Source organism: Sorangium sp. So ce375, from assembly GCF_051473855.1.
In the GTDB taxonomy this organism is placed as follows: Bacteria; Myxococcota_A; Polyangia; order Polyangiales; family Polyangiaceae; genus Sorangium.
Genome location: NZ_CP150335.1, coordinates 2,553,062 through 2,573,776 on the forward strand (window position 1 = coordinate 2,553,062; position 20,715 = coordinate 2,573,776).

Below are 20,715 nucleotides of genomic sequence, written 5' to 3' on the forward strand. Positions count from 1 at the left end.
GAATCGTGCCCGTTCGCCCTCACCGCATTGCAACGAAGGCGGCCTCGAGAGCGCATGGCGAGCGCTCCCGAGCCCGGTCGTTGGGCGCGCTGCGCCGCCCTTCTGTGCCAACGTCGGATGTCTTACGCATTGACCGCATCCGGCGTCCTGGCGTAGTTCTCTTGATTGGATGCAGATCACCCTCCCGAGAGCCCGGCTGCGGGTCGTGCTGCTCGCCGTGATGGCGGTCATTGCGGGCGCCGGGCTCGCCGTCGAGGTGCTCAAGCCGGTTCTCCACCTGAGGAGCCGGAGCGGTATCGTCCCGTTGCTCTCGCTGAGCTACGAACAGAATGTGCCCACGTGGTACACCTCGTCCCTGCTGCTCGTGTGCTCCCTCACGCTCGCTGTCATTGCCGTCGGCGCGCGTCGCACGGGCGAGTTCGTGAAGCACTGGTGGGGGCTCTCCGCGGCGTTCCTCTACATCTCGCTCGACGAGGTGGTCGAGATCCATGAAGCGGCGAGCTCCTGGCTCGATCTGGGCGGGGTCCTGTACTTCAGCTGGGTGATCCCGGCGGCCGTCGTGGTGGCGGTGTTCGCGGTCGCATACCTCAAGTTCCTCTCGCACCTCCCGCGAGCTACGAGGAATCGATTCCTCCTCTCGGGTGGGATTTATGTCACCGGCGCCCTCGTCCTGGAGCTGCCGCTCGGGTACTGGACCGAGCGGGCCGGGAGCGACAACCTGGTTTACGCGCTGATAGACTTCGCGGAGGAGTCGCTGGAGATGCTCGGCGTGAATCTCTTCCTGCTCTCGCTCGTCGACCATCTCGCCGTGCAGGGGTGGACGATCGGCTTCTCGCAAGCAGCTCCGGAGCCGCGGCCGGCGGCGGACGAGCGTCCCGCATGAGCGCACGGGCCGAGCCTGCCTCTCCTGCGCTGCTCGCCGCTGGCAGGGCGTCCTACATTGTCGGCCCCTGGTACGACTGGGCCTTCTTCCTGCTCCCGCCGCTCGTCGCGCTGGCCGTGGGCGCTCTGATTGCGGGGACGCCGTTCGCGGATGCGAGGTTCAGGCTTCGCGGGGAGAAGGTCACGTGGGAGGGGCTCTTCATTGGCACGCTCATCCACGGCCACCTCGCCGCGGTGCTCCTCCGGAGCCACGGCAACGCGGACATCTTCCGGCAGCACCGGCTCCGCTTCCTCGCGGCGCCGGTCGCCCTGTTCGCCGCGATGATGCTGTCCACGTGGGCCGTCGCCTGCGTCTCGGTCCTCGTGGTGTTCTGGGACGTCTACCACTCGGCGCTCCAGACGTTCGGCCTCGGGCGCATGTACGACGCGCGCGCGGGGAACGCGCCGGCGCTCGGCCGCCGGCTGGATCTGTGGCTCAACCTCGTCCTCTATGCCGGACCCATCCTGGGCGGCGCGACGATGCTCCTCCACTTCCAGAGCTTCGACGCCTTCGAGGACGTGGGGGCCGCCTTCTTCACCGCCGTCCCGACGCTGATGACGTCGAGCCACCGCGCCATCTGCTGGGCCGTCATCGCCGCGGGCACCTTGTTCCTGCTCTATTATGTGCTCGCCTACCGCGCGATGCACCGGCGGGGGTACCGGGTGTCGTTCCCCAAGGTGTGGCTGCTCGTCAGCACGGGCCTCTGCTCGATCTACACGTGGGGTTTCAACCCGTGGGGACAGGCCTTCTTCATCATGAACCTGTTCCACGTCGTGCAGTATCTGGCGCTCGTCTGGTGGTCGGAGGGCGGCCGCCTGCGCCGCCGGCTTCGCCTCGACGCGCTCCGGGCCGGGGCGCCGATCGCGGCGGCGGTCTTCCTCGCGGGCGTCCTTGCGTACGGCGTCTGGGCCGAGCTCGCGCCGGCGGACGACCGCGCGCTGTGGTCGATCACGCAGACCGTCGCGCTGATGCACTTCTGGTACGACGGATTCATCTGGTCCGTCACACGCAAGCAGGTATGAGGCGATCGCGCCTTCAAGGGTCGCCAAAGAGGGGTGTATGCGAATCCAACGTTGTCTCCGGTCCATGGCCTTTGCGCTCGGGGTCGCCTCCGCGGCGCTCGTCTCCTCCGCTTGCAGCAAGTCGCCGCAGATCACGGCGGAGAGCATCGAGGACAACTGGGCCCTGACAGAGCAGCACGAGCCCGGCTCCGTCGTCATGACGGTGGCCCAGGACGGGCAGGTGACGGCGCTCGTGAAGGATCGCGACGGCAAGCCCATCGAGGCGGACGTGTCGGGCAACGTCTCGGTCAAGGCGCCTGGCAAGGGCGGAGCCCCCATGACCGCGGCGCTCGTGCCGGAGCCCAAGTCGGGGGGCGTGCTGCTCGCCAAGCTCGCGCCGCTCGAGGACGACCTCACGGAGGTCAGCTACGAGCTCAAGGTGAAGGGCGAGCCGTTCAAGGGGGTGCTGCACGTGCCTCGCGGCGGGACCCGAGAGCTCCAGGAGAGCGCCAGGGAACACCAGACGACCCAGCTCGACGGGACGAAGGGCCCGAACGGGGGTGTGCTCCAGCCGGTCGGAGACGACATCGTGGAGATCGTCGCCGACAAGGAGAGCGGCGATCTGCGCGTGTACGTGCTCGATCTCAACCTCAAGCCGGTGCCGATCGGCGATCGCGAGATCAAGCTCGCGGTCCAGACGGCGAAGGGCCCGGACGTCATCGTGCTCGCGCCCGGGCCCGACCGGCTCTACTTCACGGGCAAGCTGAGCGTGAAGGTCAATCCGACAAAGATCACGGTGGTGCTCAAGGAAGGCGGGCACACGCACGTGGTCCTCTGCGGCTACCGGCCAGGCGCGGTGATCGTGGTCGGCCCGAGCGCGCCGGTGATCGGCATCCTGGTGGCCACCACGTGGGCCGTGAAGGTCGACGTCAAGCCGACCGTGGTGGTGCACGACGATGACGACGACGGCCGGCGGGTGATCGTCGTCCACAAGGGCAAGGGAAAGGGCAGGGGCAAGTGGCGCTGGAAATGACGAGGGACGACGGCGCCGCGCTCGGATGGCGCGCCCCGACGCGGTAAGGTGGCGGCGCGGCGCGGCCGCGCCTCACCCGACGGAAAGCCCTCTCCCATGATCGAAGCGCCCGAGCTCCCCGACCTGTCCCCCGACGACTGCCACCCCCGGGCCGCCGCGGCCCTGACCGACCCGTTCTTCTGGTCGCTCACCGACGAGACCGCGCCGTTCGGCAACGAGACCGCGCACGAGACGCTCACCGCGTTCCGCGACTTCCGCGACGAGCACCCGAAGGGGAGCCCCATCGAGCTCCTCGGCGAGCTCCTCGAGCGCTGGGAGGTCGGCAATAGCGGCTGGGACGCCGTGGACGCGGCCGAGGTCGAGGCGCTCGGCGAGGAGGACGAGTATGGCTTGCTGACCCGCGACGAGGCGCTCCTCGCCCTCGCCTTCAGCCAGATCGTCACCGAGGGCAGGCTCGATCCCGAGGTCCGCCGCCGCGCGCTGCTGGCGCTGGCCCGGCAGGCGCTCCCAGCGCTGCTCAGCGCCTACGAGGGGCGCGCCCTGGAGCGGGCGCTGCGGATCGACCGGATGAGGGCCGTCCTCTCCGGTCGGTGGGACTAGCGAGGCGCCTCCGCTTCGGCGCCGACGGCTACGGGAGCGCCCAGTCCTGCGTGTCCTGTCGGCACGCAGGCCCGCAGCCTTCGCCGTTCGGGTACCATGTCCGGTAGGCGGGGGTGAAGCTCCGCTCTCCGAGGAGGGCGCCGTCCCGCCGCACGACGACGTCGACGCGCGTCGGCGTGCCACCAACCGCGAGCAGCTGCGTGAACTGCCCGGGGGCCGGGGTGCAGCTCTGGGAGACCGCGTCGCCGCGCCTCGTCTCCGTGCAGATCGTCACCGGATTTATCGAAACACTGACGGTCGGGCTGCACTGGACGAACACGCCGCCGTCGCCGACCTTCGGCGTGTTCGTCCAGCTGTAGGCGCACGACACCGCGTTGCCGTCCACCGCGAGCTCCAGCGTGTACTCTCCCGCTGGCCAGCTTTTGTCCGCCGTCGCGGCGGTGACGGAGAAGCCGTCGGAACAGGCCATCTCGGTGCATGCCTTCGGGTTCATGATGCAGCCGGACACGGCGGCGGCCATGGCGAACCCGGCGGCGAGCGCGGCGGCCTTGCGCGCACGAGAGCCGAGTGGGGCGAGGGAAAAAAGAGATAGGGTCATGGAGCATCCTCTCTTCGGCGGAACCGCCGTGAATGGATGCGCTGGCGTAGCAACGGGCAGGCCACCTGTCCGGGCGCAAGAAGTCGGCCCTCCCGATCCGTTGTGCCAAATGCCCCGCGAGCGGCGCACGACAGGTGTGTCAGGGCAACGAGCTTGCGGCTCGGCCGACGGGCGCCCCGGCGCTGCCGGCGCGGCGCCTCCCCGGACCGCGCGGCGGCGCCCCGGAGTGGGCTCCCGCCGGCGCGGCTTCGGGTACGATACCGTCAGGCTTTCGGGCCGCCGAGCGTTCGAACGTGGACGCCCATCCTGCTGGGAGGTTTGCTCATGAAGAAGACATATACAGGGAGCTGCCACTGCGGCGCGGTCCGCTTCGAGGCCGAGCTCGACCTGAGCGCTGGGACCAACAAGTGCAACTGTTCTATCTGCACCAAGACGAGAAACTGGAACGTGATCATCAAGCCGGACGCGTTCCGGTTGCTCGCGGGCGAGGACGCGCTGAGCGACTACCAGTTCGGCATGAAGGTCGGGCACCACCTGTTCTGTCGACACTGCGGCGTGCGCTCGTTCGGGCGCGGGCATGTAGAGGAGATCGGCGGCGACTATGTGGCGGTCCAGCTCGCTTCGCTGGACGACGTGGACCTCGAGGAGCTCGTCTCGGCGCCGATCAGGTACGCCGACGGGCGCAACAACAACTGGGGCGCGCCACCGAGAGAGACCCGGCACCTGTGAACGCCGCCGCCGCTGGCTGAGGTGGACGGAGGCCCATCGACGGAGGCGCCGCCGCACGCCGGCGCCTCCGCCGCCCCAGCACCGTAAGATCCCGCGAGCTCCCGTGTTTCCATGCCCATGAAAGCGCTTGCTCTGCTCCTGTGCTCCCTGCTGCTCCTCGCCACGGGCTGCGCCGCCAGGGAGCCCGACCCGGCGGGGCCCGCTCATGCTCACCCGGGCGCTGACAACCCCTGCGCGCCGGGGGGAACGCTGCGGCCTCCCCGCCAGCACGTCGTGGCCACCACGGTCACGCCGGACGGCCAGATCGTCGACTGGATCCCGATCGAGTCCCAGACGCCCGACGGCAAGATCGCCACCCCTCCCGCGGGGCCGACGGGCCCAGACGGGGCGAATCCACCGCCTGCGAGCCCGGACGGCGCCGCGCCGGCGCGGTCGCCGACGGAGGCCTCCGTGCAGCTCGGGCCGAAGGGTCCGGCCGGCACGGTGCCAGTGCTGCGCCCCCGGTGGCCGCAGTGCGACTGCTTGCCCGGGTATTTCCAGCAAGCCGACGGCTCGTGCGCAGCGCTCGCGTCGCGCTGCTCGGGCGAGGGGGCGATGGCATCGGGAAAGTCATTCACGACCTGCTGCCCGGGTCTCACGCCCATCGCGAGCATGGAGCGCATCGACGGCGCGTGCGTGACCACGGCGCCCGACGCGCACCTCTGCGCGAAGTGCGGCGACGGCGCCTGCGGAGCGGGTGAGAACGACTGCAATTGCCCCGCCGACTGCGGTGGATCCCGGCCCTGAGCGACCCGACCCAGGTTGACCAGGGGCAGGATCTCCACCCGTGGCCGAGATGCCACCGCTCGCCGAGGTGCACCTCGGATGGGAGAGTTGTTCGAGGGAGGTCATACCCGTCAGAAAAAAACAGGGCCGCGGCGGAGCCGTCCTCGCGGCCTCGCGCGGAGGGCGCGGGGCGGCATGGGCTCCGCACAGGGCGCCGCGCGGCGATCCCCGAGCGAGCCGCGCTTTCGGGGGCGGCCTGCTCCCGCCCCGCCTCGTTACTCGCGCGCGAGCGGCAGCGCCCAGGGCCCTCCCGCGCCGGCGCGAGAGATCACCTGGGCCAAGGCGTCGCTCGCCCGCTCGGGCGCGTAGTCGTAGGGGGGCGTGAAGACGGCATCGGCTGGCTCCCCGTCGCCGCCCAGGTGAATGTCGCTCTCGTCGCGGTAGATGTTCGAGCCAGGGACGGCCAAGAGGAGCCCGCGGCCCGTCGCGTCGCTGCAGTCCGAGCGCCGCGTCGCTGCCTCGGCGTTCTCGAACACGCTCGCCTCGAGCAGCACCTGCCCCTCGCAGGAAGCGCCGACCGCCCAGTCCGAGATGTTCGAGAACACATTGTTGAAAAGGTGGACGTGCGCTCGGGATCCGACGGCGACGGGAGCGCGCGTGCTCACTTCATCGAAGCGACAGTGGTGCATCGTCACCTCGGAGTCGGTGATCGTGCAGGCCCAGCGCTCGCGGCCGCCGCACTCGGCCTCGGTGCTGCCGTCGAAGTGGACGTAAGAGAAGGTGACCCCGCGCGTGCCGGCCAGGATGTCGGCGAAGGCGTCGCTGATCCATTTGACGGTGGCGTGATCGACCCAGACCCTGGAGGGTTGGGTCAGCGTGAACGCATCGCCCGCTTCGAGCAGGTTCGTGTTGAGATCGTAGAGGGCGAGGTTGCGGACGATCACGTTCTGGCTCGCGTCGAGGTTCATGCTCACCCCCGGCAGCGCCGCGCCGCGTCCGAGCCCGACGAGGGTCTTGTTGGAGCCGAAGCGGAGGATGCGAGCGTCCCGCGTGGCGCCGACGAGCGGGCGCTCGCACGTCGCATCCCCGGTGAGGACCTGATAAACCGTCTTCTCGGGATCCTCGGAGCAGACGCTCGGACAGACCTCGATGTCCGCGACCTCCGATCCCTTGCGGCGGAAGTCGTGGATGCCTTCGGCGAGCAAGAGCACGGCCGGCTCGTCCGACCGGGCGAGCGCCTCGAGATCGGTCCACGTCGAGACGAGCACGGGCGTGGCCCCCGCGCCTCCCGTTGTGCCCTCGCCAAAGCCGATCGGCTCGACCCGTATCACCTTTCGGAGGGCGATGGGCCCCCTCGTCCCGAGCGCAGGTCCGATCCAGCGAGCCGCCGTGTTCGAGGGGAAGGAAGCGTCGGGATCGCAGCCGGGGAGATCTCCAGCGCTCCCCAGCTCGCGCGCCTCCGGCCAGCCGCTGTCGTCGTAGCCGAGCGCCGTCCAGTCTCCTTCCGGCGCGGTGCTCAGCTTCCAGTCGCTGCCGCTCCCATGGCCGCGCTCGAGCTCGTCGAGGTGGAGGAGAGCCGCGGGCGTCCCGGCTGCGGCATGAACGCTCACGGCGATCACGTTTTCTCCCGGGAGCAAGGAGAGGGGTACGAAGAGCGGAGTGCGCGCCGACGCGCTCACGGCGATGAGATCGCCGTTGATATAGACGCGGAAGCTATCGCGCGCCGTGATCGAGAGACCGGGGCCCTCGAGCGCGCCATAGCTCGTGTTGACGAGCGGCGAGCTCGCGAGCTCCTCTCCCTCTCCGAAGGCGGCCCCCGGAGGGAGCTCCGCTTTGGGCGCCTCACCTTCGCAGGCGAGCTCCGAGAGGGAAGGAGAGCCGCCGCCAAGGCCCGTGTCCCCGGGGAGTCGGGTGGCCGTCTGGATGAGCTGGTCCTCACAGGAGAGCCCCCAGGCCGAGGCCGAGAGAGCGGCGACTCCGAGGAGCGAGGTGCTGCGGGAGAGGCGCATGGGGAACACGGCAAAGCTGTGGGGCGACGCCGCTGATCGCAAGCAAAATGCTTCGAGTTGCCTGCTCCGATCCAGCGCCCCGGCGGGGGGCAATTTTTCTGGTGGGTCGGGATGCCCCCAAGTAACTAGGAGGGAGTGGCTCAACCCACGCGCTCCGTCCCGCCGCCCGGACCCACCTTGGCCCGCTTCCCCGACGACAAGCGGTCGGACGCGAGCTTGGTCGCTGGCGCCGCCGCCGGAGAGCGCGAGGCGCTCGCCGTCATCTGGGATAGGTATTCGGGTCTCGTGCGAGGTGTGCTCTACGGCGCCCTCGGCCCCGATACGAGCCTCGAAGATCTGGTCCAGGAGGTCTTCCTGGGCCTGATCCAGGGAGCCGCGCGCATCCAGGACGGGGGGGCCCTCCGTGGCTATCTCGCGTCGATGGCGGCGCGGCAGGCAGCGCTCGAGATCCGGAAGCGCAAGATACGCCGCTGGGTGGGCCTCTCCCCGAGCGGCGAGCTCCCCGAGCGCGCGCTCGATCGGGTCGACTTCGAGCATCGCGAGGTGCTCCGCGCGCTCCACAGGGTGCTCGACAAGCTGAGCACGCGCCGGCGCATGGCCTTCGTGCTGCGCCACGTGCAAGGCCTCGAAATGCTGGAGACGGCCGCGGCCCTCGGCATCTCCGAGTCGACGGTGCGCCGAGAGCTCGAGAGCGCGCGCGAGTTCTTGAGCAAGGCGCGCGAGCCAGCGCTCCAGGAGTTCTTGTCCAGGCGTGAAGGACTTTGGCCATGAGCGAACCCGAACGACAGCTCGATCAAGTCGCGGCCCTCCTGCAGCGAGCCGCTCAGCTGAGCGAGCCGGAGCGCCGCGAGGCGCGCGCCGCCTTCCTGCGCCGCGTCGACGAGGAGCAGGCCCGCGCGGGCAAGACGCGGGTGGTTGTTCGCTGGGTAGCTCCGCTCGCCCTGGCGGCGAGCGTGATGATGCTCGTCTTCTTCTTCTGGCGAACGGAGCGAGCTCTCCATTACGTCGTCGAGGGCGCGGCGGACGAGAGCGGCTATGTGCGCGTACCCGTCGATCACCCGGCCGCCATCACGTTCTCCGATCAGACGCGGATCCGGGCGGCGGCGGGGACGCGGCTCCGCATCGACGAGACCAAGGGCGAGAGCGGCGCCCGCATCTCGGTCGAACGCGGCCGCGTCGAGGCCGAGGTCACGCACACCGGGCACAGCGATTGGCGCTTCGTCGCGGGTCCCTTCGTGGTCCGCGTGGTGGGGACGCGCTTCGAGCTCCTCTGGGACGCCGACCGCGAGCGGATCGAGGTGATCCTGCGCGAGGGGGCGGTCGAGGTGGAGGGGTACTCCGGTTCCGGCGCCGTGAGCGTGCGCGCGGGGCAGCGCTTCGTGGGGGACGCGCTGGCGAGGACCCTGCTCGTCAGCGACACAGCGGCGCCAGACCCCAGCACAGCGGCGCCAGGCCCCGACACGGCGGTGCCAGGCCCCGAGCCCGCGCCTCCCGCGGCGCAGGGACAGGACGCCGAGGTCGCACCGGCCCCGCCGGAGCCCGCTGCTCCCCCGGCGCCGAGCTCTGCCGCGCCCCCGGCGCCCCTCGTCGCCCCGCCGAGCAGCAAGCCGCCCTGGACCAAGCTCGTCTCTCAGGGCGAGTTCCAGCGCGTCGTCCAGGAGGCCGCGGCGCGGGGCACGCAGAGCTGTCTCACGTCGTGTGATGCCGCCGATCTCAACGCCCTGGCCGACGCCGCGCGCTACGTGGGGCAGAGCGATCTCGCCGAGCAGGCCCTGCTCGCCCTGCGCGCGCGCTATGCGACGACCGCGGGGAGCCGCGCAGCCTTCTTGCTCGGGCGCCTCCACGAGAGCCGCGGCGCCGCCGCGCGCGCCAAGTCGTGGTACGAGACGGCGCTCCGCGAGGCGCCGAGCGGCGCATTTGCCGCCGAAGCGCTCGCGGGAAAGATGCGCACCGTCCAGACCCTCGAAGGACCCGCCGCCGCGCGCGTGGTGGCACAAGAGTACCTGCGCCTCTATCCGAGCGGGGTCCACGCCAAGACGGCTCGACAGCTCGCAGCTCAGCCCTGATCGATGGTCCAGCGGGCGCGAACGCTCCTCGTCCTGCTCCTGCTGCTCGTCTGCCCTCGAGTGGCCTGGGCGCAGCGCGTGCTCGTCGTGCGGCCGCCCCCGAGCGATTCCACGCTCTTCGAGGCCTTCGGGCGGCTCTGCGCCGAGCTCGAGCTGCAGTCGTTCGAGGTGACGGTGCTCGGGAGCGCTGCGCGCTCGCCCAGCGCCGAGGAGCTCGAGCAAAAGGCGCAGGAGAGCGAGGCCTTCGCGGCGGTTGCGCTGCGGCGCGACGGCAGCGGCACGGCCGCCGAGGTGTGCATCGTCGATCGCGTGACCGGCAAGACGACCACGCGCAAACTCCTCATCGATCCTTCGAGCGATGGCCCGATGCTCCTCGCCGTGCGCGCAGTCGATCTCCTGCGCGCGAGCCTCCTCGAGCTTGGCTCGGGCCAAGCTCCCCCTCGGGACGTGCTCGGCGTCGAGGCCCAGCCGCCCGCCCCCGAGGTGCTCCTCTTCTCCCAGGAGCCGCCCCGTTTTCACGTGAGCACGGGAGGGCTCGCCCTCTTCACGCCTTCGGTGGGGGGTGGCGTCGGCGTGCAGATCGGGGCGCAGGTTCGCCTCGACGAGAGCCTCCGTCTCGGCCTGCTCGTGGGCGGTCCCGTCTTTGGCGCCGAGTTCCGCGCAGAAGGCGGCGCCGCCCAGGTGCGCCAGGAGCTCGCGCTCCTCCGGGCCAGCTGGAACCTCGGGGGAGCGGCTGCGGGTCTCCACTGGGAATGGGGGCCGCTCCTTGGCATCGGCGCCTACCACCTGGAGGCCACCGGCGACGTCGAGCTGCCGCTCGTCGGGCGCAGCGAAGAATTCTTCAGCTTTGCCGCGGACGCGGGGCTGAGCGTCCAGTACTTCGTTCATCCGAGCGTGAGCGTCGGCCTCGAGCTCACGTGTCTCACGCTCCTGCCGCGCCCCGTCATCGCCGTCGATGAGGAGCGCTCCGCTCCCCTCATCGCTCAAGCCCTGGGAACGCTCAGCCTGGGCGTCTCGTTCTGAAGGAGCATGGCGAGAGCGCGCGCCCGTCCGTCACGAGGGCGCTGCGTCGCGTCTCGTCCGTGCCGCACGCGCCCTCGAGGCTTCACGGAGCAAGGGAGTTGATGTACTCCTCGAGGTTCGTCCAGCCGTCGCCGTTGCGGTCGCCATTGCGATCCTCGGGGTCGTCAGGGTCGAGCGCGGCGGAGATCTCCCACGCATCGGGCATCCCGTCCTGATCCGTGTCTTTGGGCGCAGCGCCCCCCGGGATGTCTCCGACGGCGTTGGGGAGGCCGAGGCTCTTCTCGTCGCTGATCGTGGCGCCCTCGGCCCCGAGGGACGCGAGCTCTGCCATCAGGAAGTCGTCGACCGGATCACGCCAGAGGGACGCCCCGGCGTGCTTCATCACATGGTCGAAGGCGTCCTTTGCGCTCATCGCGGGCACCTCGGGGACCTCCACGCTCGGGGCCGTCTCCCAGGTCACCGCGCCGAAATCCCCTTTGCCGAGCAGGCGGCCGTTCAGGACACCATCCTTGTTGCTATCGTACCAGTTGTCGACGGCGTAGATGTGGTACTCGGGCGTGGGGCTATCCAGGGTGCCGCCGTTCGTGTCCGGGCCGGGGATCAGGGTGTTGCCGACCATCACCCCGTCCGAGCGCCCGCTGGTGTCGCCCAGGATGTAGCCGGAGGTGACCCAGTTGTAGACGACGTTGTTGACGAACTGCAGCGTCCCGCGGGCCTTTGGGTTCCGGGAATTGTTGTCGATGTACAAGGACCGAATGATGGATGTGCCGCTCGTGTTGACGATGCCGCCGGTGCTGTGGGTCTGGAGCCCTTGCGCGACGATCGAGTCTTGAAGCGTGATGTTGTAGAGCTCCGCCCCGCTCTCCCGGTTCAGATCGAAGGTGCCGTCGCGCCCCCAGCTCAGCGAGCAATGGTCCCAGATCACATCATGGCCGTTGGCCATGGTGACGGTGTCCTTGCCGGAGTCGCCGATCTTGCCCATGCGAAACCGCACGTAGCGGACGATCGTGTTCGAGGCGCCGGAGAAGGACGTGCCGTTCCCGTAGATGGTGATGCCGCCGCCCGGCGCGGTCTGCCCCGCGATCGTCTGGTTGTTCTTGAACACCAGGCGGGCCTCGATCTTGATGACGCCGCCGACGTCGAAGACCACGGTGCGGTTCGGCTGGCTGATGGCGTCTCGCAGGGAGCCGGGCCCCGAATCGTTCAGGTTTGTGACATGGTAGACATCGCCGCCCCGTGCGCCGGTGGCCGACCGCCCGAATCCCTCGGCGCCGGGGAAGGCCCCGAACTCGGCGGCGCTCGACCCGCCCGTCGCAGCGCCGCCGCCCACACCCGGGCTCGGTGCGCCGCCGGACCCTCCGACTCCCGCCGTGGCCCCGGAGGCGGAGTCGCCGCCCGAGGCTTCTCCGCCCGACGTTTGGCCGCCTGAGGTTTCGCCGCCCGGGGCCGGTCCGCCCGTGCCCGCAGGATCCATCGAGGGAGCTCCGCCGCTCCCGGAGCCGTCGTGCGGCGCCCCGGAACACGCCCACGCGGCGGCGCCCAGAGCAACATATGACAGCCAGGAGATGCTCGCCCGGCCTGGCAGGCGTCGCGCCCAGGTCTTCATTCCCCCGGAGTTGATCGAGCCTCCGGTCACCTTCCAGAAATCGTCACACACACCGTCCGCGTGAGCGACGTTGGACGGGAGGCGACCCGCCGGCGCACGCGAGCCGTCGCCAGAGCGGGCGGTGATGGCAGGGGCGTGCCCGGCGAAAGGCGCGAGGGCGAGCGCGCGGGGCGCGTCGCCCCGGGGTGTGGGGTGGGCCGCGGTCAGACCGCCGGCGGCTCGGTCTGGCGTTGCCACGCGCGGTGCATGGCGATCGCCTTGATGAACGCCGGGGCGGCCCCGGCCACCGCGTCGTCGGCCAGGGCGAGCAGGCCCGGGTCGGCGCCCGCGGCGGCCACGGCGGTCCTCACGCCCGCGGCCTTGGCGAGCGGCGCGGCCGACGCTGGCACGAGCAGCGGCTTGCAGTGGCGGTACTGGAGCTGGACGAACTCGAGCGCGAGCCCGTCGCGCGCCAGCGCCTCCGCGCCCCCGCCGGGCGGCAGCACCGCCGCGTCGAAGAGGACGCTCGGGGCGGCCTCGATCGTGACCTCGACCGGCAGCTCGTCGCCCTCGGCGGTGCGCACCACGCCGAGGCGCGCGCCGACGTAGCGGGGCACCGCGCCCGCCATCAGCAGCGCGTCGTAGAGGGCGCCCGACGCCGCGCCGCTCACGCCGTCGGCGACGAGGAGCGCGACGCGGCGGCCGAGGATGCGGCCGTCGCCGGGCCGCGCGAACAGCGACAGGGGCGGCGACACAGCGACCTCGGGGTCCTTGACGGGCGGCGCCGCGAGCGAGAGCGGCTCGGGGAGCGTCATGCCGAGGTCGTCCGCGACGCGGGCGGCGAGCCCCTCGTCGACGTTCCGCAGCATCCGGACCATGCGCTCGCGGATGGCCTGCGTCTGCACGCGCGTCAGCTCGAAGCGGAAGGCGCGCGCGATGTGCTCGCGCTCGACGGGCGCCTGGCTCGCCCAGAAGAGGCGCGCCTGCGTGTAATGGTCGGCGAACTTCTCGGGCTTCGCGCGCAGCTTTGTCGGCTCGGTCGCGGCCTGCTGCGCCAGGAGACGCTCGGCGACCGAGGCGAAGCCGCGCGCGCCGGCCTGGAAGGGGCAGCCGCCGGCGAGCGAGTTGGGCTCGTAGTTCACGCGGCCGCGGTTGATGGCCTGGCGGTGGAACCCGTCGCGCTGGTTGTTGTGCACCTCGGCGATCGGCGCGTTGATCGGGATCTCGTGGAAGTTCGGCCCGCCGAGGCGCGTGAGCTGCGTGTCGAGGTACGAGAAGTTGCGGCCCTGCAGCAGCGGGTCGTTCGTGAAGTCGATGCCGGGCACGATGTGCTGCGTGCAGAACGCGACCTGCTCGGTCTCGGCGAAGAAGTTGTCGGGGTTGCGGTTCAAGACGAGCCGGCCGACGGTGCGCAGGGGCACGAGCTCCTCCGGCACGATCTTCGTCGCGTCGAGCACGTCGAAGCTCCAGCGCTCGGCCTCGGCCTCGGTGAACGTCTGGATCTGCAAGAGGTACTCGGGGAACGCGCCGCCCTCGATGGACTCCCAGAGGTCGCGGCGGTGGAAGTCGGGGTCGGCGCCCGCGATCTTCACCGCTTCGTCCCAGTCGAGCGAGTGTGTTCCGAGCACGGGTGTCCAGTGGAACTTCACGAGCGTCGCCTCGCCAGCCGCGTTGACGAGCCGGAAGGTGTGCACGCCGAAGCCCTGCATCGTGCGGAAGCTGCGCGGGATCGCCCTGTCGCTCATCTGCCACATGACCATGTGCATCGACTCGGGCATGAGCGAGATGAAGTCCCAGAAGGTGTCGTGTGCGCTCGAGGCCTGCGGCATCTGGTGGTGCGGCTCGGGCTTGACGGCGTGGACCACGTCCGGGAACTTCATCGCGTCCTGGATGAAGAAGACGGGGATGTTGTTGCCGACAAGGTCCCAGTTGCCGTCTTCGGTGTAAAATTTCACGGCGAAGCCGCGCACGTCGCGCACCGTATCGGCGCTGCCGCGCTCGCCGGCCACGGTCGAGAAGCGCACGAAGACCGGAGTCCGCTTGCCGACCTTCGCGAAGGGAGCGGCCTTTGTGAGCGCGGTGATGTCCTCGGTGCACTCGAAGTAGCCGTGGGCGCCCGAGCCGCGGGCGTGCACGACGCGCTCGGGGATGCGCTCGTGGTCGAAGTGCGTGATCTTCTCGCGCAAAATGAAGTCTTCGAGCAGCGTCGGGCCCCGCAGCCCCGCGCGCAGCGAGTTCTGGTTGTCGCCGACGGGCACGCCCTGGTTCGTCGTCAGCGCCCGGCCGAGCGAGTCGACACGATGCTTCTGCAGAGGCCCCTGGTTCGGGTTCGCGCCCGGCGCCGCCTTGGCGCCGTTCTTTTCCGACTCATTGCTCTCGGTGATCGTGCTCGCGGTCGCGTCGAGGTTCTCGGGCTTCGCCGTGGCACCTTGCGGCGGCTGTGGCATTTTGCCGCGTAGCGCGTACTCGGCAGGTTTGTTCACGTTCTCTGGGATCGCGGCCACGAGCGCCTCGGTGGCATCGATCTTCGCGTCGAGGCGATCGGCGGCAGCGAAGGTGCGGACCCTGGCGTCGTCGCTGCTCGTCCCGCTGCCGAGCGCGGTCGCCGCGCGCTCGAGCAGGCTGCGCTTCGGCCGCGCCGCCCGCGGCTTCGCCGAGGGGCCGCCCATCGATTGCTTGGCGCTGCCCGCGCCCTTTTCGCGCGGCGCCGGCTCTTTGGACGATGGCTTCGTGGCGTCTTTCCGATCGGTCATGCGATGTCCTCCGGGGACCCGGGCTTTCAGCAAAGAGCGCACCAACGATCGAGCCACAGGCAGGCGCGGGCGACCGGCGCGCGGCCGGGTCTGTTGCGGCGCCTCGGTCGGCTCGCCGCGGCCTCATGAGAGCGATTCGTGCGCTACGCGCTCATCCGCGTCGTTCGGCTCGCTGCGGCGCGCTCTCGTACGCCTCACTCGCGTGCCCGACGTCTGTTGACGCGGGGGGCGCAAGGGGGTGATGCTCCGGCGCCATGGTGGGCTCGAAGCGGGTGGACGTGTCTTTGGCGATGGCGCTGATCGGGCTCGCGGCTGCGGGGATCGGCGGGTGTACCGCGCTGGCGGGGCTGGACGAGAGCTACCATCTGGTGGGCGGGAGCGGAGGCGGCAGCGGGACAGGCGGCAATCCCGGCACCAGCGCGGGCGGCAGCGGGACAGGGGGCGATCCCGGCGGCAGCGCGGGTAGCAGCGGGACGGGAAGCGAGGGAGGCGGCGGCGCGGACGGCAGCTGGACTGGAGGCGACGCGGGCGGCAGCGCCGAGTGCGCGACGTGCTCGTTGCCCCCTGACGACACCGCCGATCCAGCGGACATGTGCGAGGCATCGGCCGAGATCTACGACGCGCTCATGGAGTGCCTTTGCGTTGCATGCGGCATCGTGGAGGGCCTCCCCTGCTATGGCGCGTGCGGCGCCGGCGAGGGGCGGAGCGCCGAGTGCGACGACTGCCTCGCCGGCGCGGCCGCCGAGGCGGAGGGCGAGTGCGCGTCGGAGGTCGCCGCGTGCGAGTTCGACACGGGCGAGTGATCTCGGCACGCCGAGGGCTCGCGGGGTGAACGCCCGCCACGGTCGCGCTGAATCGTGGGGTGTTGCGACCCTCTCGGGTCCCGGTAGAGCGCCGAACTGGTTGAAAGTCGCCTGAATTCAATGGGTTGCGAGACCCCGCCGATCTGCCAGGAAGCAAACTCCAAGGGCAAGGAATGCGGGAAGAAGAGAAACCGCAAGGGCGCAAGGGGCGCAAGGGACCAGAGACGAGATATTTTCTTGCCTTCCCTTGCGACCCTTGCGCCCTTGCGGTTCCCCTTCCCTTCTGTTGATTTCCTCGGGACTTCAACGTGATCGGCACTCCAGGGCGGTTGGACGCGGCTGCACGGCCGAATTCCGTCGTCGCCGGGCTTCGCCGCGGCGCTCCCTACCCACGGGCGCGCGGGATGATTCGATAGCTCATCGCGCCTGGGCGCCGTCGCGCTCCGCCTTGCGGGCATCCCGGCTCGTGGCGTTATGATCGCTGCCCATGGACACCGCTTCCTTCCTCGCCGAGCTCGAGCCGCTAGCGCACCACGACCGCGTCCGCCGCGTCGTGGATCTCGGCCGCGCCGCCGCGCGCGGCGACGCCGGCGCGAGGGCCCTCCTTGGCGCGCTCTCGGGCAGCGCTCAGCCCTACGAGCGCCTCCTCGCGCTCATGAGCGTCTACGGCTCGGGCGACGGCGCGCGCGTCGTTGCGGCCGTCTCCGACCCGTCCCGCACCGTGCGGCGGCGCGCGGCCCGCATGGTCGCCCGCTTCTGCGACGACGCGCAGGCGCTCTCGGCGCTCGGCGCCCTCATCGAGCGCCGCGCCGTCCGGCGCACCGTCGCCCAGCTCGCGCGGCGGAAGCGCCAGGCCGTCGTGGACGCCTTCCTCGGCGCGCGCATGCAGGCGGGGCGCGATCCCACGATCGTGGATCTGCTCCCGTTCGGCTCCGAGGCGTTCGTCTCGGCGCACCGGCACGCCATCGACGAGGCGGGCGGCGCGAGCTGCCTCGATCGGCTCGCCGTGAGGCACCCCGCGGCCGCGGCGCGCTGGTTCGGGGAGGCGATCGCGCGCTCCCGGTCGCTCGATGTCCGCCTGCGCTACCGCATCACGCCGCTGCTCGTCCCGCTCGCCCGGCGCGCGCCCGACGCGGCGCTCCCGTTGATCCAGGCCCTGTTCGAGCGCGGCGAGGAGCCCTCGTTCCTCGCCGGCCCGCTGGGCCTGCTGGCCCGATCGCGCCCGGCCGCCACGTTCGACCTCCTCAAGGCGCGCCACGAGAGCGGACGACCCGCGCGGCCGCCGGGCGCCTTCGAGGTCGTGCGCTTCGACAAGGGCGCGCCCGCCCTCGGCGCCGAGCGCCTCGACTACCTCATCCGCCACGCCTGGGGCACGCTGAGCGACGGCAAGCGGGGGGCGCGGTGGTTCCTGCGGCTCTGCCCCGACGACCAGAAGGCGGTCCTGCGGGCCTTCCTGCTCGGAGGGCGAGGGCGCTTCGGCGCCTTCCTGTTCCGCTACGTGAAGGCCGAGTCGGCCGAGGAGCAGGCGCTCCGGGAGCGGGCCTTCGAGCGCTGGTCCTGCGCGGCGCAGGCCGCCGACGGGACGATCGCGCCCGAGGTGCTCGACGCGCTGCCCCGCGACCTGCGCGAGCGCGAGGCGAGGCGGCACCTCGGGAGCTGCCCCTCGCTCGTCGCGAAGCCGGAGCGGCGGATGAGCTACGCGCGCCTCCTGTCCTTCGCCGAGGCCAAGGAGGCGCTCGCGCCGTTCCTCGGGCACCCGGAGGGCGACGAGCGGGCGAAGGCGCAGGAGCTGCTCGTCGCGAGCGTCCTGCACGACCGGGGCGCGCTCGCGGACGCCCTCGCGAATGTGCGCGCCCGCAAGTTCGAGCAGGATCCGGTGCGGCGGGCGATGATCGGCGCCCTCGCCGCGCTGCCCCTCGGCCGGTTCGGGAAGGCGCACCTGGAGGCGGTTGGCGCCGTGGCGCAGGACGCGCTCGACGCCGCGGATCTGTCCCATGCCACCGCCTCGGCCGTGGAGCGGCTCGTGGTCCGCCTGTTCCGCATCGACGGGGCGTGGGGGGCGCGCTGGCTCGCGAAGATCCTCGCGGTGCGCGGCTCGGTCTCGACGGTGGGCCTCGGGGAGGGGCTGACCCGGGCGGAGGCCGAGCGCCTCACCCCGGCGCTCGCGCAGCTCGCGGGCGCGTGGTGCACCGGCGAGCGGGCAGGGGCCGTGCTCTCGCTCGCGCACAGCCTCGGCATCCGCCTCGAGGTGGTCACGCCGCTGCTCGACGCGCTCGAGCGGCTGTCCCGCGAGCTCCCGTTCGTCGGCGTCGCGGCGGGCGCGCTCGACCTCCTCCGCGACCACGATCGGCCGCGGTTCGCCCGGCTCGTGCCCGCGCTCCTGCGCGAGGACACGAGCTTCGTCCTCATCGGCGCCGTCGCCCGGCACGTGAGCCAGAAGCGCCAGGACCTGCTCGATCCGCTGCTGGAGAGCCGGCCGATGACGGGCAGGTTCGCGACGGGGAAGACGCGCTGGGTGATCGATTTCCGCGCGGGCCACGGCCGCTGGACGGCGAGGCAGCAGGAGCGGTACGCCGCCGGCCTCCGCGTGCTGCTCGGCGACGAGACCTGCGACGTCCCCACGCTGCGGTTCGCGATCTCCACGCTCGTCCGGCTCGCGTACGTCGACGCCTCGGTGGTGACCCCGTTCGCCTCGGATCCGAGGCCGCCCCTGCGCGAGATGGCCATCCGCGGCCTGCCGTGGCTCGACGCCGGCCAGGGCGTGCCCGTCCTGATCGAGTGCCTGGGCGACGATCGCGCGCGCTGGGCCATCTACGCGCTCCGGAAGGCCTTCGCCGAGATGTCGCGGGGCCGGGTGCTCGCCGAGCTCCGGGCGGTGCCGACGACGAAGGTGACCGTGGCCAAGGAGGTCGTGCGCCTGCTCGGCGAGATGGGCGGCGACGACGCCTACCGGGACCTGCTCCGGCTGGACGCGCCGAAGACCCACCGCGACGTGCGGATCGCGCTGCTCCGGGCGCTCTGGGACCACCTGGACAAGCCCGAGACCTGGGACGTGTTCGGCCGCGCCGTCCGGGATCCCGACTGGATCGTGGCCTCGAAGCTCGCGGACATCCCGCTCGACAGGCTGCCGGCCGAGGCCGAGCGGCGGGTGGTGGGCCTGCTCGCCGAGATCCTCGGGCGGGCGGAGCCGGAGGCGCGGCTCGACCTGCTGCGGCGCACGGCGCACCTGCCGCTCCGGGACGAGGCGCGGTCGCTCTTCAAGCGGCTGATCGAGCACATGGCCGCGCCCGCGCCCGAGGAGGCGGCGGAGGCGCTGTCCGCCGTGCTCGCGAGGATGCAGCCGGCCGAGGTCGCGATCGTCGTCCAGCGGCTCGCGGAGCTCTCGCCGAGGCGCCGGCACCTCGTGGTGTTCCTGCCCGCGCTCTCGGCGCGGCTCGGCCCGTACGCCGCGAAGCACTACGTCGCCGTCGCGGAGGGGCTGCTCGCGGCGCTCAAGGCGGACGCGCTGGCCGTGCCCCAGTACCTGGGGCTCGCGGCGCGCCTGCTCCCCGGGAAGGCGCTCGCGCAGGCGCTCGTCGAGCTCGGCCGGCGGGACCTCTTGCACCACGACGCGATGGTCGCGGCGATGTCCGCGGTGCACACCTGCGTCCACCCGTCGCAGCTCGAGCAGGAGCTCCGGGGGAGCCCCGATCCTCGGCTGCGCCGGGTCGCGCTGGAGGCGCTCGTGCAGATGGCGTCGCCGAAGAACGGCTGGACGGCGGAGCGGCGCGAGCTGCTGGAGCGCTACCGGAAGGACCCGTCCCCCGCCGTGGCGGGGCCGGCGTCGTTCGTCACGCCGCCGTGAAGGGCGCTCGCTGCGCGGCCGTGAGGCGGCGCGGCAGGCGAGCGCCTGGCAGGGCTCATCGCACGACGACAGCGCGGCCATCGGCGGTGACAATCACCGCCTCCGCCATGGCGAGGTCGGCCGTCCGCGGCGTCTGTTCGATCGGGCGGCGGCGATCCGCCCTCTCGTCCTTCGTCGAGCGCACGAACGGCCAGAAGAGCTGCTCGGCCCACGGCTCGACCGGCGCGCCCTCGGGCAGCCCGAAGCCCTCCTGGCGCGCGTGCGGGATCATCAGCGTGCCATGGAGCCAATCGAAGCAGATGAGGGCGGCGCCATAGTTCTTCATGGCATTGCCGTAGCGGCCGACTCCGTGGTGGACCTGGTGCGTGTCGGGAAGCGAGACGATGCGCTCGAGCACCCGCATGACAGGGCGCGTGAAGCGGTTCTGCTGGAGAGGTATATCCCAGCGGAGATCGCTGTGCTCTATCATCCCGATCAGAGTCCTGAAGGCCGATCCAGCCGCAAAGGCAGCAGGATGGCCGAGCCAGACGACGACCGGGGCCAGCCACGCGGCTGGCAACAGCAGAAACAATAACCAGTTTTCCCGGTACGTGACGGAGATATTCAGGTTGCGCGGCACGTGATGCGGCTTGTGGAGACGCCAGAGCCACGGCCATTCATGGCTCTTGCGGTGCAGCCAGTAGGACCCGTATTCGTCGAGGAGCACGTAGAGCGGTAAGGCGATCCAGAAGCTCACGCCCGCCAGCGCACCCTCGGAGCGCGGCCAAAGAGCTCCGAGCGCCCAGATCACGGCGCCGAAGGACACGCCACGTATCAAGAGGGAGGAGGCGAGGGAGACGAGGTTCGCGCCGACCTCCCGCATGGTGAGCACGCCGGGGCGCCGGTACAGGCCGAACGCGCTCTCCATGGCCGCAAAAAGGGCCATGAAACCGAGTACAATCAATGGGTTCTCGAGCATGGTAACTCCCCTCTCGTGCGTCGTGG

The 20,715-nt window shown here is 71.2% G+C and carries 16 protein-coding genes; 11 read left to right on the forward strand and 5 right to left on the reverse strand.

Features of this window, described 5'->3' with window-relative positions; all coding sequences use genetic code 11:
- Nucleotides 1–169 precede the first annotated feature (169 nt).
- The 4 genes from WME90_RS09810 (at nucleotide 170) to WME90_RS09825 (ending at nucleotide 3,556) form a co-directional block, all read left to right on the forward strand.
- Nucleotides 170–883, forward strand: a complete 714-nt coding sequence (locus WME90_RS09810; RefSeq protein WP_437280818.1) for a hypothetical protein — start codon at nucleotides 170–172, stop codon at nucleotides 881–883.
- Nucleotides 880–1,944, forward strand: coding sequence for a hypothetical protein (locus WME90_RS09815; RefSeq protein WP_437280819.1), 1,065 nt, complete (start codon nucleotides 880–882; stop codon nucleotides 1,942–1,944). The genes WME90_RS09810 and WME90_RS09815 overlap by 4 nt, the downstream gene beginning before the upstream one ends.
- A 37-nt stretch (nucleotides 1,945–1,981) precedes the next feature.
- Entirely contained in the window at nucleotides 1,982–2,956 is a 975-nt protein-coding gene (locus tag WME90_RS09820; protein ID WP_437280820.1) for a hypothetical protein, read from the forward strand.
- A 96-nt stretch (nucleotides 2,957–3,052) separates the two neighbouring features.
- Complete coding sequence (locus WME90_RS09825) at nucleotides 3,053–3,556, forward strand: hypothetical protein (protein WP_437280821.1); 504 nt, start codon at nucleotides 3,053–3,055, stop codon at nucleotides 3,554–3,556.
- A gap of 28 nt (nucleotides 3,557–3,584) precedes the next feature.
- Here WME90_RS09825 and WME90_RS09830 read toward each other — a convergent pair whose 3' ends face one another.
- A complete protein-coding gene (locus tag WME90_RS09830) occupies nucleotides 3,585–4,154 on the reverse strand; it encodes a hypothetical protein (RefSeq protein WP_437280822.1) in 570 nt (189 codons plus the stop codon).
- Between the two features lie 324 nt (nucleotides 4,155–4,478).
- Here WME90_RS09830 and WME90_RS09835 point away from each other — a divergent pair, with 324 nt between their 5' ends.
- Both WME90_RS09835 and WME90_RS09840 read left to right on the forward strand, forming a co-directional pair.
- Nucleotides 4,479–4,883, forward strand: coding sequence for a GFA family protein (locus tag WME90_RS09835; protein ID WP_437280823.1), 405 nt, complete (start codon nucleotides 4,479–4,481; stop codon nucleotides 4,881–4,883).
- Nucleotides 4,884–5,000: 117 nt separating this feature from the next.
- Nucleotides 5,001–5,669: a hypothetical protein gene (locus tag WME90_RS09840; protein WP_437280824.1), complete on the forward strand. Its 669-nt coding sequence runs from the start codon at nucleotides 5,001–5,003 to the stop codon at nucleotides 5,667–5,669.
- Nucleotides 5,670–5,923: 254 nt separating this feature from the next.
- On the opposite strand, the gene WME90_RS09845 is transcribed toward WME90_RS09840, so the two are convergent.
- Nucleotides 5,924–7,657 (reverse strand): hypothetical protein, encoded by a 1,734-nt coding sequence (locus tag WME90_RS09845; protein ID WP_437280825.1) that lies wholly within the window; start codon nucleotides 7,655–7,657, stop codon nucleotides 5,924–5,926.
- Nucleotides 7,658–7,792: 135 nt separating this feature from the next.
- Here WME90_RS09845 and WME90_RS09850 point away from each other — a divergent pair, with 135 nt between their 5' ends.
- The 3 genes from WME90_RS09850 to WME90_RS09860 are packed head-to-tail and all read left to right on the forward strand — an operon-like array spanning nucleotide 7,793 to nucleotide 10,746.
- Entirely contained in the window at nucleotides 7,793–8,428 is a 636-nt protein-coding gene (locus WME90_RS09850; RefSeq protein WP_437280826.1) for an RNA polymerase sigma factor, read from the forward strand.
- Nucleotides 8,425–9,723 (forward strand): FecR domain-containing protein, encoded by a 1,299-nt coding sequence (locus WME90_RS09855; protein ID WP_437280827.1) that lies wholly within the window; start codon nucleotides 8,425–8,427, stop codon nucleotides 9,721–9,723. Before WME90_RS09850 ends, WME90_RS09855 begins: the two co-directional genes overlap by 4 nt.
- Before the next feature lie 3 nt (nucleotides 9,724–9,726).
- Nucleotides 9,727–10,746 carry a hypothetical protein gene (locus WME90_RS09860; RefSeq protein WP_437280828.1) on the forward strand — a complete coding sequence of 340 codons (1,020 nt, stop codon included), beginning with the start codon at nucleotides 9,727–9,729 and terminating at the stop codon, nucleotides 10,744–10,746.
- Nucleotides 10,747–10,828: 82 nt separating this feature from the next.
- Here WME90_RS09860 and WME90_RS09865 read toward each other — a convergent pair whose 3' ends face one another.
- Nucleotides 10,829–12,352 carry a pectate lyase family protein gene (locus WME90_RS09865; protein ID WP_437283590.1) on the reverse strand — a complete coding sequence of 508 codons (1,524 nt, stop codon included), beginning with the start codon at nucleotides 12,350–12,352 and terminating at the stop codon, nucleotides 10,829–10,831.
- Nucleotides 12,353–12,555: 203 nt separating this feature from the next.
- Nucleotides 12,556–15,084, reverse strand: a complete 2,529-nt coding sequence (locus WME90_RS09870) for a catalase (protein WP_437280829.1) — start codon at nucleotides 15,082–15,084, stop codon at nucleotides 12,556–12,558.
- A gap of 254 nt (nucleotides 15,085–15,338) precedes the next feature.
- Between WME90_RS09870 and WME90_RS09875 the strand changes: the two genes are divergently transcribed.
- Nucleotides 15,339–15,887, forward strand: coding sequence for a hypothetical protein (locus tag WME90_RS09875; protein ID WP_437280830.1), 549 nt, complete (start codon nucleotides 15,339–15,341; stop codon nucleotides 15,885–15,887).
- A gap of 487 nt (nucleotides 15,888–16,374) precedes the next feature.
- Nucleotides 16,375–19,731: a HEAT repeat domain-containing protein gene (locus WME90_RS09880; RefSeq protein WP_437280831.1), complete on the forward strand. Its 3,357-nt coding sequence runs from the start codon at nucleotides 16,375–16,377 to the stop codon at nucleotides 19,729–19,731.
- A gap of 55 nt (nucleotides 19,732–19,786) precedes the next feature.
- On the opposite strand, the gene WME90_RS09885 is transcribed toward WME90_RS09880, so the two are convergent.
- Entirely contained in the window at nucleotides 19,787–20,689 is a 903-nt protein-coding gene (locus WME90_RS09885) for a sterol desaturase family protein (RefSeq protein ID WP_437280832.1), read from the reverse strand.
- Nucleotides 20,690–20,715 lie beyond the last annotated feature (26 nt).